Genomic DNA, 17,251 nt, shown 5'->3' on the forward strand with positions numbered 1-17,251 from the left:
CGGCTATGATGAGCGCCCCGCGCAAATGCGCCCGATCCGGCGCGTGGCATCGCCCCCGAATTCCTATTTCTGACCCTGATCCTTTCCATGGCTGAGACCTTACTGCTGACCGGTGCCACCGGCTATATTGCTTCCCACACTTGGGTGGCACTGCACGAAGCAGGCTACAACGTTGTCGGTATCGATAATCTCTGTAACAGCAACCGTGCAGTTGTCGAACGCCTGGCGCAGATTACCGGCGCGACGCCCAATTTCGTCGAAGGCGACGTGCGTGACCGCGCGCTGCTGGACAAGCTGTTCGCCGAACACAAGATTTCCGGTGCGATCCATTTTGCCGCGTTGAAGGCGGTGGGCGAGTCGGTGAGCCAGCCGATCGAGTATTACAGCAACAATCTCAACGGATTGTTGACGCTTTGCGCCGCGATGCAGTCGGCCAACGTGAAACAACTGGTATTCAGTTCGTCGGCCACGGTTTACGGGAATCCGCATGCCGTGCCGATCCTCGAGGATTTTCCGCTGTCCGCGACCAATCCGTACGGCCAGACCAAGCTGATGGGCGAGCAGATTCTGCGCGATATCGAGATTTCGGATGCGAGTTGGCGAATCGGATATCTCCGGTATTTCAATCCGGTTGGTGCCCATGACAGCGGGCTGATTGGCGAGGACCCGGGCGGCATTCCCAACAACCTGATGCCGTATGTGGCCCAGGTGGCGGGCGGGCGCCGGCAGAAACTGAGCGTCTATGGCGGCGACTACCCCACCGTGGATGGCACCGGCGTGCGCGACTATATCCACGTCTGCGACCTGGCCGACGGCCATGTGGCTGCGCTGAAATACTTGCGCGAGCAGCCGCGCGGCATGACCGTGAACCTTGGCACCGGCCGTGGCTACAGCGTCCTGGAGGTGGTGAAGGCTTACGAACGTGCGAGCGGCCGGCCTGTTCCTTATGAAATCGTGGCGCGGCGGCCCGGCGATATCGCTTCCTGCTATGCCGATCCGGCGCTTGCCCAGGAGCTGCTTGGCTGGCGCGCCCAGCATGACATCGACCGCATGTGTGAGGACTCGTGGCGCTGGCAGTCAATGAATCCGAACGGGTTTGCCGGCTGAGCGATGACGGGGTGCGTACCCGTTTCTGCGGCAGCGGGATAACCGACGCGCAATAAAAAACCGGGCCAAGGCCCGGTTTTTTATTGGTGCGGTGACGCGGCGATCAGCGGATCAGGAAATCTTCCACCGTTTTGCCGTTGGCCAGGGCCTGGGTCAGCCAGCCCGGGCGCTTGCCGCGGCCGGTCCAGGTATTGCCGGCGCTGTCGCGATAGCGCACCGGCACCTTGCGCGCGGCCTTCTTGCTGGCCACGGCCTTGCCGCTGCCAAATCCGAGATCGTCGGCGGTCAGGCCATATTGTTCGATTTTTTCGCGAATATCGGCAATCACAGTCGCCTGCTCGCGCGACTTGATCTCTTCCGCCTGCTTCTGCAGTTCGCTGATTTTCTGAACGATTTCCTGATAGGTCGCCATTTCCAAGCCTCTATTTATAGATGGGTCCGCGAATTGTCGAGGGCATTATAACCGCTGCACCCCGCCCTGCAAATCCCTTTTCCGCGCCAGGGGCCAATTTGCGAAAAGTCTCAAATCACTTAATCTCCTGAACTTTTATCAGGGAGGGCTGTCGCCGCCGGCATTTGCCGGGGMAATCGAGTAACGCCAGCGCGAATACCCGGGTGGTCAGGATAACCATCGATTCGGCACGGCAGCGCGCGGCCCGTAGATGCAAAACGGCGCGATATTCGGCGGACGCTGAACTGGCCTGCCGACGCGTTTCGGATTCTGCCGCATTTGAGACGATTCGCCTGTTTGAGTCGGCCGTTTTGTGCAGTGCATCCGGGGCATATGTGCGGTGTATGCCACCGCATTTTGCGCATTTGCCTCGGGTGCCTTATCCGCACAGTGAATTCGATTTGCCGGTTGCCTCAAGGATGGTTGAGACCGCGCCGTTATCGTGTCTTGAGCAGGCTGCCAGGGGTGTCCGCCTGCCGGACCGGTGCCGGGAGGGCGCCGGGTTTCCTCCTATTCATTCAGCGAATCATGTCCTTTCACAACGATATTCAGATCAAGACCCTTTTGCGGGGCGCCATGGTCGTGCTCACCGCCATCCTGCTGCTGGTGGGCGGGGCCGGGTTGCATGGCATCTCGCAAACCAATGATGCGCTGAAGGAAACCTATTCGAACCAGCTTGCCTCGGCGCTTGCGCTGAGCGAGGCGATGCTGGGCACCACCCGCGTGCGCCTGGCGCTGGACCGTGGCGTCATGCCCGGMAGCGAAAGCGACGACATGAAGAAGAACGTGGACCGCTCCATKATCTTCGTCGAGTCGTCCAACGCCGGCTGGAAGCGCTATTCGGCGCTGCCCCAGGGCGATGAGGAAAAGGCGCTCGCCACCCCGCTGGGCGTCGCGCGCCAGGCTTTCTTCGAGAAGGGCGTGACGCCGCTCCAGCAGGCGCTGGTCGCCGGTAACCGCGAAGAGTCCCTGCGCCTGGCCCGCGACGTGCTGCCCGACCTCCAGCGCACGATGGCCACGGCCCACGAGAAGCTCGAGAAATTCCAGATGAACGTGGCCAAGGGCAGCTTCGAAGGCGCCCAGGCCCGTTTTGAGAGCATTCGCCTGTTGTCGATCGTCCTGATTGTGGCCGGAACCGTCGTTGCCATCCTGGCGGCCGTGATGCTGCAACGTGCGATCGTGCGCCCGGTGGAGGAAGCGCTCGACGTGTTCGAGCGCATGGCGCGCGGTGACCTGACCTCGCGCATCGTCAGCATGTCGAAGAACGAGATCGRCCGGATGATGCAGGCGCTGGCGAAGATGCAGGAGAGCCTGTCGGGCATCGTCGCCGAAGTGCGCGGCGGTACCGATTCGATTGCCTCGGCCACGCAGCAGATTGCCGCCGGCAACACCGACCTGTCGCAGCGCACCGAGGAACAGGCGTCGTCGCTGGAGCAGACCGCGGCGAGCATGGAGGAACTGACCACGGTGGTGCGCCAGAACGCCGACAACGCGCGCCAGGCTGGCGTGCTGGCTGGCGAGGCGTCGCAGATCGCCATGAAGGGTGGCGACGTGGTGGGCCGCGTGGTGGATACGATGAACGAGATCAACGGCGCCTCGCGCAAGGTGGTCGAGATCATCGGCGTGATTGAAGGCATCGCCTTCCAGACCAACATCCTGGCGCTGAATGCCGCCGTGGAAGCGGCGCGGGCCGGTGAACAGGGCCGTGGCTTTGCCGTGGTGGCCGGCGAGGTGCGCAGCCTGGCGCAGCGCAGCGCCAACGCCGCCAAGGAAATCGAGACGCTGATCGGCGAATCGGGCCAGCGCGTGGAAAGCGGTACGCGTCTGGTGGCCGAGGCCGGCCAGACCATGGGCGAGATCGTCCAGGCCGTGCGTCGCGTGACGGACATCATGAACGAGATCGGCGCGGCGTCGCAGGAGCAGACCACCGGCATCGAGCAGGTGAATCAGGCGGTGAACCAGATGGACCAGGTGACGCAGCAGAACGCGGCGCTGGTCGAGGAAGCGGCGGCTGCCGCCGGTGCGCTCGAGGAACAGGCGCAGAAGCTCAAGAACGTGGTGTCGGTGTTCACGCTGGGTGGCGAGGACGGTCGTCGCGCCGCCGCGCCGGCCCCGGTGCATGCCGCGCCGAAGCTGGCCATGTCGTCGCCCGCGTCGGGCCCGGCACGCGCTGCCGCCCGCCCCGCCAGCGCACGGCCGCCGGTGGTGCGCAAGTCACGCGAGTCGCAGCTGGTGCGCCCGCAGTTGTCGGCGTCGGGGGCGGCCCCTGCCTCGCGCGCGGACGACGACTGGGCCGCGTTCTGATCGCCCAATCATCGTTTGAAGTAAGCGCTTGACTGTTCCCATGGCGGAGACACGATGCCGTGATACGGGCCGCCCGATGGCCCGCATCGAGGGTATGCCGGCATCCGTGCCCGCCACAAACGCGCCGCCCCCATGACTGCCACGACTTACAGCCTCCTGATGCTTGCGTCCGTGCTCGGCCTTGCCGCCGCGCGCGCGCGCCGCACGGCATCGGGCGACMGCACGCCGGGCCGCAAGGCCGCGCGCAGCCTGACGTGGTCGGCGGCATTGATGTCGCAGGCCACGCTCGGCATGCCGGTCTGGGTGGCCATCGCCTCCGGCACGCTCACCGCCGCCAATGACGGCGTGAAGATGGCCGCCACGTTCGTGGCGACGCTGGCGGCGACGGCCATCGTCGCGCAAGTGATTCCGCCCATCTTCCATTGGTTCCGCCAAGGCCGACGCGGCTGGGGTGTGGCCGTGGCGCTGGCGATGGCGTCCGGCGCCGGCCTGGTGGCCGTGGCTGGCGCGCGCCTGGGAGGCGTGTGCGGCGGCACGGGCTTGAGCGCCCGCGCCTGCGTGGAAGCGACCGGGCTGCCCGCACCGKCCTGGCTGGCCGGCGGGTTGGCGCTGCTCTGCGCGGCGATGTTCGCGGTGCACCGCGCGCAGTCGCGCGGCTGGCTGCCGGCTGGCGTCGAGCCGGTTCTGGCGGGCGATGGCATCGACGAACTGCCTGCCGGCATGGTCTCGCGCCAGGAGCAGCGGGCAGGGCGGCGCGGCCTGTCGCGCATTCCCGGCCTGACCGTGCGGCCCGCCGCGCGTGGACAGGCACCGGTCGGCGAGTACAGCGTGACGACCGACCTCCCGGACCGCAACGCGTTCGCGCGGTGGCTCGACCAGACCATCGCCCATGCGCGGCTCTCCGACACCGGCTGCGCGGTGCTGCTGATCCATATCGCCGATTTCCGCGAGGTGGACGAAGTATTCGAGGTGCGCGCCGACGACATCCTCGCCCAGGATGCCGGCGCGCTGGCGCAAGCCGCGCTGGAGCCGCACGACTTCCTGGCCCGACTGGCGCGCGACGAATTCGCCGTGGGCGTGCCGGCACTGGTGCAACACAGCCGGGCGCATGAACTGGGCTCGCGCGTGCTCGGCTCGCTGGCGGAGTTCGTGGCGGCGCGGGGCTTGCAGATGCAGATCGGCGTGAATATCGGCATCGCCATCTATCCGCGCGACGCGCAGACCTCCGAGGCGCTGATGCAGGCCGCCCGCGTGAGCCTGGCGGAGGCGCGCGAGAGCGGCTCCAACCAGGTGCGCGTGTTCAATTCCGCCGCCGGCGAGCGCGCGCGCCGTATGCGCGTGATCCGGCGCGACCTCTGGCTGGCCATCCAGGACGACGGCCTGCGGCTGATGTACCAGCCCAAGTTCGATGTGAAGACCCGCCGCGTGGTGGGCGCCGAGGCGTTGTGCCGCTGGCGCCATCCCACGCTGGGCGCGGTCAATCCGGCCGAATTCATCATGGTGGCCGAGCAGTCGGGCCAGATCGACAAGCTCGACGACTGGGTGATCGCCACGGTCTGCGCGCAGGTGCGCCAGTGGCACGATGCCGGGCTGCCCATCGTGCCGGTGGCGATCAATGTGTCCGGGTTGCGCTTCGCGAGCCGGAATTTCCCGCAGTACCTGCTGGAACAGATCCACCAGCACGACATTCCGCCTTCGGCCATCACGCTGGAGATTACCGAGACGGCGGCGATGAAGGACATCGGCAAGTCGCTGGAGACGCTGGCGGAACTGCAGGCGCTGGGCGTTCAGGTGGCGCTGGACGACTTCGGCAGCGGCTATTCAAGCCTGGGTTACCTGAAGCGGCTGCGCGTAGGCACGCTCAAGATCGACCGGACGCTGATCGGCGGGCTCGATACGGACCCGCAGGGCCGCGCGATCGTCGGCTCCATGGTGGCGCTGGCGCACGAACTGCGCATGAAGGTGGTGGCGGAGGGCGTGGAGTCGAACTCGCAGCTGGACATCCTGCACGGCATGGGCTGCGACGAAGTGCAGGGCTTCCTGATGGCGCTGCCGCTGGAGCCGTCGGCGTTCGCCGACACCCTGCACGGCGCTGAACCGCTGCGCGCCTGACCTCGCGCCGGGATCCCCGGATTAGAAGCTTTCCTCTAATCGACGCGTTGTTGCCTCAAATCCGGGCACGAACGGGTCGATATGCTGAAGACAGGCAGTGGCACGCGTACCGCGTGCACACGGCTGGCCCGTCCGTCGCCAGCAGCCTGGGCGCGCGCGCCTCTTGCACGCACGCAGGCGGACCAACTTTTACCCCGGAGTCCCCCCATGTCCCTCCCGAGCATTCTCGTCGTCGACGATTCGCCTTCCCTTCGCCGCATGATCGGCGCCTGCCTGCGGGCTGGCGGCTACACGGTGACGGAGGCCGCCGACGGCAAGGAGGCCCACGAGGTGGCGCTGGAAGGGCGCTTCGGGATGCTGGTGACCGATCAGGTGATGCCCGGCATGGACGGCCTGGCGCTGATCCGCGCGCTGCGKGCGCTGCCGGACTATGCCGGCGTGCCGATCCTGATGCTTTCCACCGAGCACGACGACCGCATCCGCGATCAGGCCCGCGAGGCTGGCGCGTCCGGTTTCCTGGCCAAGCCGTTCGATCCGGAAGAACTGATGGCGTCGGTGGAAGCCTTGCTGGACCTGCCGACCCMTCCCACGGAGGGGTAATGTCGCGGGCCATGTCGCCCTTCATTCACCCCGTTTGCTGCCGTAAATACTGGAGGGCCATAGCAGGTGTCCGGCGCGCGCCGGCTGCCTCTGGCCGCATATTGTGGGTCGCAAATCGCGGGTCGCCACAAGCCAAGGGGCACGGAACCCCGGCCTCGACCCATCCAGCCAGCGGGGGCAACCATGAATACGAGCATCAACAAGGCAGACGGCGCGGGTGAAGAATTCCTCGCGTTCCGCCTCGGTCGCGAAGAATACGGCATCGACATCCTGAAGGTGCAGGAGATTCGCGGCTACGAATCGGTGACGCAGATCGCCAACGCGCCCGCCTATCTGAAGGGCGTGATCAACCTGCGCGGCATCATCGTTCCCATCATCGACCTGCGCATCAAGTTCAATCAGGCCGAGGTCAGCTACGACCAGTACACCGTGGTGATCATCGTTGATCTCCATCAACGCACCACCGGCATCGTGGTTGACGGCGTGTCAGACGTGCTGACGCTGGCGCCGGCGCAGATCAAGCCCGCCCCGGCACTCTCCGGCGGCGTGGACACCGAATACATCCGCGGGCTGGGCTCGCTCGAAGGCCGCATGCTGATCCTGGCGGACATCGAGAAGTTGATGAACATCGACGACCTCGCCGCCATCGACGCCGCGGCCAGCAGCCACTGATCCCCACTTCACACCGGCCCACGGCGCGTACGCCTGACAAAGCGCGCTGGCGCCCACGGCTTTCACGCAGCAACGAGACATGCGCAACAACCAGCCTGTAACCCAACGCGAGCACCTGCTCTCGCCGAACGACTACCTGATTTCGCGAACCGATCTCAAGGGACGGATCACGTTCGCGAACCGGGCGTTCATCGAGACCAGCGGCTTCACGGCGGAGGAGCTGCTTGGCGCGGCGCATAACCTCGTGCGCCATCCCGACATGCCGCCGGAAGCGTTCGCCGATCTCTGGCGCGCCCTGGAGGCCGGCCAGTCCTGGACCGGCGTGGTCAAGAACCGCCGCAAGGACGGCGACCACTACTGGGTGCTGGCCACCGTCACGCCCACGCGCGTGGCAGATCGTGTGGTGGGCTACACCTCGGTCCGGGCGATGGCCAGCCGGGAGCAGATCGACGCCACCGCCGCGCTGTACCAGCGCTTCCGGGAGAACCGGGCGCGCGGGCTGGCGATTCGCGATGGCGCAGTGGTGCGCACGGGCCTCGCCGGGCTGCTGGGCCGCCTGACGCGCGTGGACCTCAAGCGCCGCATCCTCTGGGCCCAGCTGGCCGGACTGGTCTGGTTCCTGGCGGCTGCGGGCGGCGCGCACTGGCTCGCGCCGGAGGCCGCTGCGCAACTGTGGCCGTGGCTGTGGGGCGCCTTCGGGCTGGCCGTGCTGTCCTCGTTCGCGGCGGGCTCGATGCTGGTGACGCGGGTKGAGCGCCCGGTCGGCGAGATGCTCGACTTCGCCCTGCGCATGGGCGCGGGCGACCTGACCACTKGCTTCGACCACGAATCGAACGATGAAATCGGCGCGCTGGCGCGGGCCATGCGCACGATGCAGCGCAGCCTGCTGTCCGTGGTGCACGACATCCACGAAGGCATGGCGAGCATTTCCACGGCCACGCACGAGGTGGCGGCCGGCAACAACGACCTGTCGCAGCGTACCGAGCAGCAGGCGGCCTCGCTCGAAGAGACCGCCTCGAGCATGGAGCAGCTGACCAGCACGGTCCGCCAGAACGCGGACAACGCCCGCCAGGCGACCGGACTGGCCGCCAATGCCTCGGACACCGCCGTGCGCGGCGGTGACGCCGTGGGCCGCGTGGTGCAGACGATGGACGAGATCAACGAAGCCTCGCGCAAGATCGTCGACATCATCGGCGTGATCGAAGGCATCGCCTTCCAGACCAACATCCTGGCCCTGAATGCCGCCGTGGAAGCGGCGCGGGCCGGGGAGCAGGGTCGGGGGTTTGCCGTGGTGGCGGGCGAGGTGCGCAGCCTGGCGCAGCGCAGCGCCAACGCGGCCAAGGAAATCAAGGGCCTGATCGGCGACACCGTGGCGCGCGTGGAGAACGGCGCGGCGCAGGTGAGCGACGCAGGCGCGACCATGGACGAGATCGTGCAGGCCGTGCGCCGCGTGACCGACATCATGGGCGAGATCAGTTCGGCATCGGCGGAGCAGAGTTCTGGCATCGAACAGGTGAACCAGGCCGTGGCGCAGATGGACGAGGTGACGCAGCAGAACGCTGCGCTGGTGGAGCAGGCCGCTGCCGCGGCCGGCGCACTGGAAGAACAGGCCAACCGGTTGCGCGAGTCGGTATCCACCTTCCGCGTCAGCATGCAGGCCGAAGTCCGGCCGGCGCGCCCGCGCAAGGGCTTGCCGGCGCCGGAAGTGGGAAGCGGAGCCGGGTACGCAAGTATCTGAACGTCAAGACGCCGCGGGCACAACGTGGCGCCAGGAACGGGGTAAGAGCGGCCTAGCGGCCGCGATAACAACGCGGGAGGCGGCAACCGATGCCCATCCCGGTCTTTTTTGACAGAAGGGGGTAGTTCTATGCAGTGGTTCAATCAACTGCGCGTTACKACCAGGCTTATTGCCGGCTTCCTGGTCGTTTCCGTGATCGGCGCCATCATCGGCCTGCTGGGCGTTGTCAATATGGGGCGCATGGCGGAATGGACCGGCAAGATCTACAACAGCGATCTGCAGGCCCTGAAGGCCGTGCAGGACGGCAATATCAACCTCGTCTACGCCAGCCGCTCGCAGATCGCGCTGCTGTCCGCCTCGACGATGGGCGAGCGCGCCACCGAGCGCGAGACCATCGAGAAATCGCTGGCCGCCATGGAAGCGCGCGTGAAGGCCGCCAAGGACTCGTTCACCTCGCCGGAAGGCCAGGCGATGGTCAAGCAGTATGAAACGCTGGTGCCGGCCTTCCGTGAACGCATGGAGAAGTACGTGGCGCTGGTCGGCAAGCAGCCGCTGGACACGTCGCAGTTCGAATCCACCGTGTTCACCGAGAGCGCGGACCTGCTCAAGGACAGCCGCGCGCTGGAAGACGTGCTGTTCAAGATGGTCAAGCGCCGCGACGAGCGCGCCAAGCTCAACATGGACGAATCGACCAGCGTCTATAACAGCTCGCGCGTGCTGATGCTGATCCTGGTGGTCGGCGGTCTGGCGCTTTCCGTGCTGCTGGGCTGGTTCCTGGCGCGTCAGCTGTCGAAGCAGCTGGGCGGGGAGCCCGATTACGCAGCGTCGATCGCCTCGCAGATCGCCGATGGCGACTTCTCGGGCAAGGTGGCGCTGCGCAACGGCGACCGTGGCAGCCTGCTGCTGGCGATGAGCCAGATGCAGGAGCAGCTGTCGTCGATGGTGCGCGAGTTCAAGGAATCGGCGGAATCGATTGGCACGGCATCGCGCGAGATCGCGGCCGGCAACAACGACCTGTCGCAGCGTACCGAGCAGCAGGCGGCCTCGCTCGAGGAAACCGCATCGAGCATGGAAGAGCTGACCAGCACGGTCMGCCAGAACGCCGACAACGCGCGTCAGGCCAGCGGGCTGGCCGCCAATGCCTCGGAGACCGCCGTGCGCGGTGGCGAGGTGGTGGGTCGCGTGGTGAAGACGATGGACGAGATCAACGAGGCCTCGCGCAAGATCGTCGACATCATCGGCGTGATCGAAGGCATCGCCTTCCAGACCAACATCCTGGCGCTGAACGCCGCCGTGGAAGCGGCGCGTGCCGGCGAACAGGGCCGCGGCTTTGCCGTGGTGGCTGGCGAGGTGCGCAGCCTGGCGCAGCGTAGCGCCAATGCGGCCAAGGAAATCAAGGGCCTGATCGGCGACACCGTGGCGCGCGTGGACAACGGCGCAGCGCTGGTGGGCCAGGCGGGCACGACCATGGGCGAGATCGTCCAGGCCGTGAAGCGCGTGACCGACATCATGGGCGAGATCAGCGCGGCCTCCGCCGAGCAAAGCTCGGGCATCGAACAGGTGAACCAGGCCGTGGCGCAGATGGACGAGGTGACGCAGCAGAATGCGGCGCTCGTGGAGCAGGCCGCTGCGGCGGCCGGCTCGCTGCAGGATCAGGCGTCGAAGCTCCAGGATTCGGTGTCGGGCTACAAGCTGTCGCATGACGATGTGGCGCCGTCGGCGCCCGCGCTTGGCCTGTCGGCCGCCCCTGCGGCGCGTTCGGCGGTCCGGCCCGGCGTCAAGGCGGTGACCTCGGCGCTGAAGGGTGCCAAGGCCCGTGGCGCGCGTAACAAGGCCGCTGGCACGGCGCTGGTCGTGGCCGGTGCCGGTGCGGCGGCAGCGGAAGCCGCCGACGACACGGCAGCGACCGAGCCGAAGCTGTTGCGTCCGTCCGCCACGGCGGCCGGTAATGGATCCGACAACGGCGACTGGAGCGCATTCTGACCGGCGCCACGCCGCTCTGATTGCCGTGCCCAGTCGCGCMGTGCGCCCCGGCTGCAGCGTTGTAAAAGCTGCGCCGGGGCGCGTTTGCATGCGATGACATCATGACTACCGATATCAACCTGTCGCTGTCGGCCGAAGCCACGGCAAGGCTGCGCGCGGACTTCGACGCCTTTGTAAAAGTTTCCACCGGCATCGATCCGCAGTTCGTGCCGCCCGCGTTCGATGACTTCCTGCGGGCGCGGCTGATGCAGCAGGACGGCCCGCTGACCGAGCGCGCCGTGATGCGGCTGCTGGCCAGCGGCGAGTACGGCTGGGCCAAGAAGGTCTTCGACAAGCAGCTCCCCAACGCGCTGGCGGCGCTGATGCGCGACGCGCAGCGCTTCGGCTTCGGCCTGGCCATCCAGCCCGACTGGACGCCGCAGCAGCGCGTGGAGCACGCGCGCGAGTGGGCCACGCAGATCCTCACCGAGGCCGGCGCCGACGCCGCCTTCACCGAAGCGCTGGCCGCGCAGATTTCTGCCTCCGCCATCGACATCCGCACGCTGGAGGAACGCATGCGCACCCCGGCGTGGCGGATATCCGACAGTCTTCGCCAACGCGCGTATGACGTCATGTACGCGTTGCAGACTGAGCAGAGCGAGGCGCTGGGCCGCAGCAAGGTGGGCGAGATGCGCGCGCTGCTGGGCCTTGCGTTGGAGTACGGCTCGGTCAGTGCCGATGAGGCCGCACGCATGCTCGAGCAAGTGGAGCGTGCGCGACCCCAGCTGTTCCGCGAGGCGCCTGACGACGTCTTCGCGCGGCTTGCCGCATGGTTGCGGCGCGTGTTTAGCCAAGGCGCGATGGTTCGTCAATAGTGGAATCTGCGGGGCGCTGTTTGGCCATGTCATGTCCACCGCACAAGGCGTGTATCCGTTTGGTACACGATGCGTTACGTGCTTGAGCACGCTTGATGTAAACCACAAGCAGGCGTGTGCTGGTGTTACAAATTCGGCGGGCCATGTCTTTTCCATGCGACATTTGCTGGACCCCAACTCAAGTAGGGATTGGCATTCCGGGCCGATTGCCGATATAAACGTAACAGTTTCACTTACACTCTGTAACAGATGTAACGTTTCTGAGAGAAGGTGTAACCGGGCGAAGTTCTTTCGTAGTACGTCGTACCCATCGAACACGCACTAAACGATCTGGTCGCCGGCAAGGGTCCTCACGGACACGAAGCTGGTAAGCGCCGGACAAGCGGTCGAAGGGTTTTGGTAGCGGGGAAAAATTGGAAAGCAGTGAAGTTCTCCAGGAGATCAGGGAGGTCAATCTCGCCTATCTTCTGCTCGCGCAAAGACTGGTGCGCGAAAACCAGGTGGAAGCCATGTTCAGGCTTGGCGTCAGCAAGGAAATTGCCGACATTCTTGCCAAACTGACCTCGGCGCAACTCGTCAAGCTGGCAGCATCGAACATGGTGCTGTGCCGTTTCCGCTTTGACGATCATGCGCTGCTGTCCACGCTCACCCACACGGCCAAGAGCCATGATATGCAGCAGATCCACGCTGCTATCCTGCTGGCCCGGCAACCTGTGGAGTCGCTCAATTGACCGCGCTCCTACAGGCCCAGCCGGCCCGCAGCTTTACGGCCACACCGGCACCTAACCGGAAAAGCGTCCTGCAGGACGCGAACCAGACCCAGCTCGCCATCGAGCTGATTGGCCTGGGCGCGCGCCTGCAGGTGCTGGAAGCCGAGACTACGCTCTCGCGCGACCGGTTGATCCGCCTCTACAAGGAGCTGCGGGGCGCCTCGCCGCCCAAGGGCATGCTCCCGTTCTCGACAGACTGGTTCACCACCTGGCTGCCGAATATCCATTCGTCCCTGTTCTTCTCCGCGTACCAGTTCATGGTGCAGGAAGGCGAGACGTCGGGCATTCGTGCAGTAGTGGCCGCTTACCGTCTGTACCTCGAGCACGTTTCGCTGCTGGGCGGCGAAATTGTCTTAAGTTTCACCCGTGCCTGGACGTTAGTACGGTTTTTCGAGAGCAATATGCTGCAGCTTTCCTCGTGCACATGTTGCGGCGGACAGTTCGTCACGCACGCTTATGAGCCGCACGCGAACTTCGTGTGCAGCCTGTGCCGTCCGCCGTCGCGTGCTGGGAAAGTGAAGAAGCTCTCGAAGGACGCCGCAGCCACGCAGACTGAAGCCTGATCCATCGGGCCAGACGTCCGCGCGGCAATCGGGCTCCCCGGGACGGGTGAGCGGTGACCCCGCTCGCCCCTACAGGATGCCCGTGCGTGCCTGACGCGTGTTTTTCAGACGGGGATCCGATCGTGCTAGTAGTTATTGGCTATGTCGTCGTGGTGGCATCGGTGCTGGGCGGTTATGCCATCACCGGCGGCCACATGGGCGCGCTTTATCAACCGGCGGAGCTCATCATTATCGGCGGTGCCGCCTTGGGCGCCTTCGTGAGCTCCAACAGCGGCAAGGCCATCAAGGCCACCATGAAKGCCATGCCGATGCTGCTGCGTGGCTCGAAGTACAACAAGGAGTTGTACCTCGACATCATGGCACTGCTGTACGTGCTGCTCTCCAAGGCCCGCCGCGAGGGCATCCTGTTCCTCGAGAAGGAAATCGCCGACCCGGCGGCCAGCAGCGTGTTCAGCCAGTATCCGCGCATCCTGGCCGATGCGGTGATGATGGAATTCCTCACCGACTATCTGCGCATGATGGTCAACGGCAACATGAACGCCTTCGAGATCGAGGCGCTCATGGACCACGAAATCGAAACGTACCGCCACGAGGCCGAGATTCCCGCCCATGCGCTGTCGCGCGTTGGCGACGGCCTGCCGGCCTTCGGCATCGTGGCCGCGGTGATGGGCGTGGTGCACGCACTGGCCTCGGCAGACCTGCCGCCGGCCGAGCTGGGCGCCCTCGTGGCCCACGCCATGGTCGGCACGTTCCTCGGCATTCTGCTGGCGTACGGCTTCGTCTCGCCGCTGGCCTCCCGCGTGGAGCACCAGGTGTCCGAGAGCGTGAAGATGTACGAGTGCATCAAGGTCACGCTGCTCGCCTCGCTCAATGGCTACGCGCCGCTGGTGGCGGTGGAATTCGGCCGCAAGGTCCTGTACTCCACGGTGCGGCCGTCGTTCCTCGAGCTCGATGACCACGTCCGCGAAGTCAAGAGCCTGACCTGACCGGAGAGACGTCATGAGCAGCGCCCAGGATCTGCGTCCGATCATCATCCGCAAGGCCAAGTCGCACGCCAAGCCGCATGGCAACCACAGCTGGAAGATTGCCTACGCCGACTTCATGACGGCGATGATGGCCTTCTTCATGGTGATGTGGCTGCTGAGCTCGGTCTCGCCGAAGACGCTGGAAGGCGTAGCGGAGTACTTCCGCACGCCGCTGAAGGTGGCGATTGCCGGCGGCGACAAGAGCAGCATGTCGAAGAGCGTCATTCCCGGCGGCGGCAAGGACGCGCAGGCCAAGGACGGCGAGGTGATGCGCGCGCAGACTAACGATCCGTCCGACGCCCAGCGCCGGCGCGACCAGATGGACACCGAGCGCCTGCGCGCCCTGAAGGGCCGTCTCGAACAGATCATCGAGAACAACCCGGTGCTGCGCCAGTTCCGTCCGCAGCTGCTGCTGGACATCACGAGCGAAGGGCTGCGCATCCAGATCCTGGATACGCAGAACCGGCCGATGTTCCGCACCGGCAGCGCCGCGGTGGAGCCGTACATGCGCACCATCCTGCGCGAGATCGGCCCGGTGCTGAACGAGATGCCGAACAAGGTGAGCCTGTCCGGCCACACCGACTCGGCCACGTACATGATGGGCGAGCGCGCGTACAGCAACTGGGAGCTGTCGGCGGACCGTGCCAACGCCTCCCGCCAGGAGCTGATTGCCGGCGGCATGCAGGAAGGCAAGGTGCTGCGCGTGCTGGGCCTGGCGGACACCATGCCGCTGGAGAAGAAAGACGTGCTGGCCCCGGTGAACCGCCGCATCAGCATCGTGGTGCTGAACAAGCGGGCCCAGGCGCAGTTCGAATCCGAAAACGCGAGCGCGGCCGAAGTGTCCGTGCAGGCGCAGAAGGGCCGTGCCGCAGAGGAGTTGCAGGCACAGGTGGAGCAGGCGCAGGCAGCATCCGCGCCGGCGGCCAGGCCGTCCGGCAGCGGCGCTGCAGGCAAGGGCAAGATCGAATGAGGCGTGCCGCCCGTCACAKGGCGGCACATCTTCCAGAGCAATTTAGCGAGTCAGGACGGTCATGTCTGTCGATATCGATATCACGCAGTTTTATCAGACCTTCTTTGAAGAGGCGGAAGAACTGCTCGTGGAAATGGAGCAGCTGCTGCTCGGGCTGGACATCGAGTCCCCCGATTCGGAAGAGCTGAACGCCATTTTCCGTGCCGCGCACTCCATCAAGGGCGGCGCCGCCACCTTCGGCTTCGCGGCACTGACCGCGACCACCCATATTTTCGAGAACCTGCTTGACCGTACGCGTCGGCGGGAACTGGCCCTCAACCGGGTCATCATCGACACCTTTTTGGAAACCAAGGACGTGTTGCAAGATCAGCTCAACGCCTACCGCAACGGCACCGAACCCGATCCGGAAACGCTGGCGCGCATCTGCGCCGTCCTGCAGCAGCTGGCCGAGGAAGCCGGCGGCGAGCCGGGCCATGCGCCGGTGGCCGCTGCCGCTCCGGCCCCCGTGGCCGCCGCACCCGCTGCCGGTGGTGGCGCTGGTAACCTGAAGATCAGCCTGCTCAAGGTATCGGCCGGCGACCAGGCGCTGCTGCGCGAGGAAATCGCCAACCTGGGCGAGATCACCGGCCAGCAGGAAGCCGATGGCGACCTCGTCATCTGGCTGAACAGCCAGTGCAGCGCCGACGACATCATCGCGGTCTGCTGCTTCGTGATCGACGACAAGCAGATCACCGTAGAAACCGTGGCTGCTGGTGCTGCGCCGGCCGCCGCCGCAGCACCCGCCCCGGCCCCGGTGGCCGCGCCGGCACCTGTAGCCGCTGCGCCGGCCGCCGCCGCGCCTGCCAAGGACAAAGAAAAAGAGAAGGCCAAGCCGGCCGCCGGCGCCGCCGCGCCGGATTCCGGCTCGATCCGCGTGCCGACCGAGAAGGTCGACCAGATCATCAACCTCGTGGGCGAACTGGTCATCACGCAGTCGATGCTGGCACAGACCGCTTCGTCGCTGGACCCGGTGCTGTTCGACCGCCTGTTCTCGGGCATGGGCCAGCTGGAGCGCAATGCGCGTGACCTGCAGGAAGCGGTGATGTCCATCCGCATGATGCCGATGGACTACGTGTTCTCGCGCTTCCCGCGCCTGGTGCGCGACCTGGCCAGCAAGCTCGGCAAGCAGATCGACCTGGTCACGTTCGGCAAGGCGACGGAACTCGACAAGAGCCTGATCGAACGGATCATCGACCCGCTGACCCACCTGGTCCGTAACAGCCTGGATCACGGCATCGAGACCCCCGAAAAGCGCGTGGCCGCCGGCAAGGAGCCGACGGGCCAGCTGATCCTCTCCGCGCAGCACGCGGGCGGCAACATCGTCATCGAAGTGAGCGACGACGGTGGCGGCCTGAACCGCGAGCGCATCCTGGCCAAGGCGATCCAGAACGGCCTGCCGGTGTCCGAGAACATCAGCGACGAGGAAGTCTGGCAGCTGATCTTCGCGCCGGGCTTCTCGACGGCCGAGGTGGTCACCGATGTGTCCGGCCGMGGCGTGGGCATGGACGTGGTCAAGCGGAACATCCAGGAAATGGGCGGGCACGTGGAAATCGCGTCGCGCCCGGGCAATGGCACCACCACCCGCATCGTGCTGCCGCTGACGCTGGCGATTCTGGACGGCATGTCGGTGCGCGTGGGCGAGGAAACCTTCATCCTGCCGCTGAACTGCGTKATGGAGTCCCTGCAGCCGAAGTCCGAGGACGTGCACACCGCCGCCAACGGCGAGCGCGTGATGAACGTGCGTGGCGAATACCTGCCGCTGCTGGAGCTGCACAAGGTCTTCAACGTGACCGGCGCGCTGCAGGAGCCGACGCAGGGCATCGCCGTGATCCTGGCCGCCGAGGGCAAGCGCTTCGCGCTGCTGGTGGACCAGCTGATCGGCCAGCACCAGGTGGTGCTGAAGAACCTCGAAACGAACTATCGCAAGGTGCCCTGCATCTCGGCCGCCACGATCCTCGGCGACGGCAGCGTGGCGCTGATCGTGGACGTGGGCGCGCTGCAGCGCACCGGCGTGCGCCGCCAGGACGCGGTTGCACAGTAACTGACAGCATAGCGACAGCAAA

14 protein-coding genes are annotated in these 17,251 nt (G+C 65.9%); 13 read left to right on the forward strand and 1 reads right to left on the reverse strand.

The features are described from left to right. Nucleotides 1–87 precede the first annotated feature (87 nt). Entirely contained in the window at nt 88–1,107 is a 1,020-nt protein-coding gene (galE, locus tag AC1EJR_RS11505; protein WP_441592657.1) for a UDP-glucose 4-epimerase GalE, read from the forward strand. A gap of 103 nt (nt 1,108–1,210) precedes the next feature. Here galE and AC1EJR_RS11510 read toward each other — a convergent pair whose 3' ends face one another. Further along, nucleotides 1,211–1,519 carry an H-NS histone family protein gene (locus AC1EJR_RS11510; protein ID WP_092295967.1) on the reverse strand — a complete coding sequence of 103 codons (309 nt, stop codon included), beginning with the start codon at nt 1,517–1,519 and terminating at the stop codon, nt 1,211–1,213. 567 nt (nt 1,520–2,086) lie between these two features. On the opposite strand from AC1EJR_RS11510, the gene AC1EJR_RS11515 reads away from it, so the two are divergent. The 12 genes from AC1EJR_RS11515 to cheA all read left to right on the forward strand — a co-directional run bounded on the left by AC1EJR_RS11515 (nt 2,087) and on the right by cheA (nt 17,229). Further along, on the forward strand, nt 2,087–3,862 hold the full coding sequence (locus AC1EJR_RS11515; RefSeq protein ID WP_477147083.1) for a methyl-accepting chemotaxis protein: 1,776 nt from the start codon (nt 2,087–2,089) through the stop codon (nt 3,860–3,862). A 132-nt stretch (nt 3,863–3,994) separates the two neighbouring features. Continuing rightward, nucleotides 3,995–5,974, forward strand: coding sequence for a putative bifunctional diguanylate cyclase/phosphodiesterase (locus AC1EJR_RS11520; protein WP_477147084.1), 1,980 nt, complete (start codon nt 3,995–3,997; stop codon nt 5,972–5,974). Nucleotides 5,975–6,181: 207 nt separating this feature from the next. Beyond that, nucleotides 6,182–6,574 carry a response regulator gene (locus tag AC1EJR_RS11525; RefSeq protein WP_477147085.1) on the forward strand — a complete coding sequence of 131 codons (393 nt, stop codon included), beginning with the start codon at nt 6,182–6,184 and terminating at the stop codon, nt 6,572–6,574. Between the two features lie 183 nt (nt 6,575–6,757). After that, the gene (locus AC1EJR_RS11530) at nt 6,758–7,246 is read left to right on the forward strand and encodes a chemotaxis protein CheW (RefSeq protein ID WP_092295955.1); all 489 of its coding nucleotides are present in this window, start codon (nt 6,758–6,760) and stop codon (nt 7,244–7,246) included. Nucleotides 7,247–7,325: 79 nt separating this feature from the next. After that, nucleotides 7,326–8,984, forward strand: coding sequence for a methyl-accepting chemotaxis protein (locus AC1EJR_RS11535; RefSeq protein ID WP_477147086.1), 1,659 nt, complete (start codon nt 7,326–7,328; stop codon nt 8,982–8,984). Nucleotides 8,985–9,113: 129 nt separating this feature from the next. Then, a complete protein-coding gene (locus AC1EJR_RS11540) occupies nt 9,114–10,967 on the forward strand; it encodes a methyl-accepting chemotaxis protein (protein ID WP_477147087.1) in 1,854 nt (617 codons plus the stop codon). A gap of 101 nt (nt 10,968–11,068) precedes the next feature. After that, entirely contained in the window at nt 11,069–11,821 is a 753-nt protein-coding gene (locus tag AC1EJR_RS11545) for a DUF4088 domain-containing protein (RefSeq protein WP_092295946.1), read from the forward strand. 413 nt (nt 11,822–12,234) lie between these two features. Continuing rightward, complete coding sequence (gene flhD, locus AC1EJR_RS11550) at nt 12,235–12,552, forward strand: flagellar transcriptional regulator FlhD (protein WP_010812713.1); 318 nt, start codon at nt 12,235–12,237, stop codon at nt 12,550–12,552. Further along, nucleotides 12,549–13,154: a flagellar transcriptional regulator FlhC gene (flhC, locus tag AC1EJR_RS11555; protein ID WP_092295943.1), complete on the forward strand. Its 606-nt coding sequence runs from the start codon at nt 12,549–12,551 to the stop codon at nt 13,152–13,154. The genes flhD and flhC overlap by 4 nt, the downstream gene beginning before the upstream one ends. A 122-nt stretch (nt 13,155–13,276) precedes the next feature. Beyond that, nucleotides 13,277–14,140 (forward strand): flagellar motor stator protein MotA, encoded by an 864-nt coding sequence (gene motA, locus AC1EJR_RS11560; protein WP_477147088.1) that lies wholly within the window; start codon nt 13,277–13,279, stop codon nt 14,138–14,140. Nucleotides 14,141–14,153: 13 nt separating this feature from the next. Beyond that, a complete protein-coding gene (gene motB, locus AC1EJR_RS11565; protein WP_477113173.1) occupies nt 14,154–15,149 on the forward strand; it encodes a flagellar motor protein MotB in 996 nt (331 codons plus the stop codon). A 61-nt stretch (nt 15,150–15,210) separates the two neighbouring features. Beyond that, entirely contained in the window at nt 15,211–17,229 is a 2,019-nt protein-coding gene (gene cheA / locus AC1EJR_RS11570; protein ID WP_092295934.1) for a chemotaxis protein CheA, read from the forward strand. Nucleotides 17,230–17,251: the final 22 nt, after the last annotated feature.

This window comes from Cupriavidus sp. 05T42, assembly GCF_056396345.1.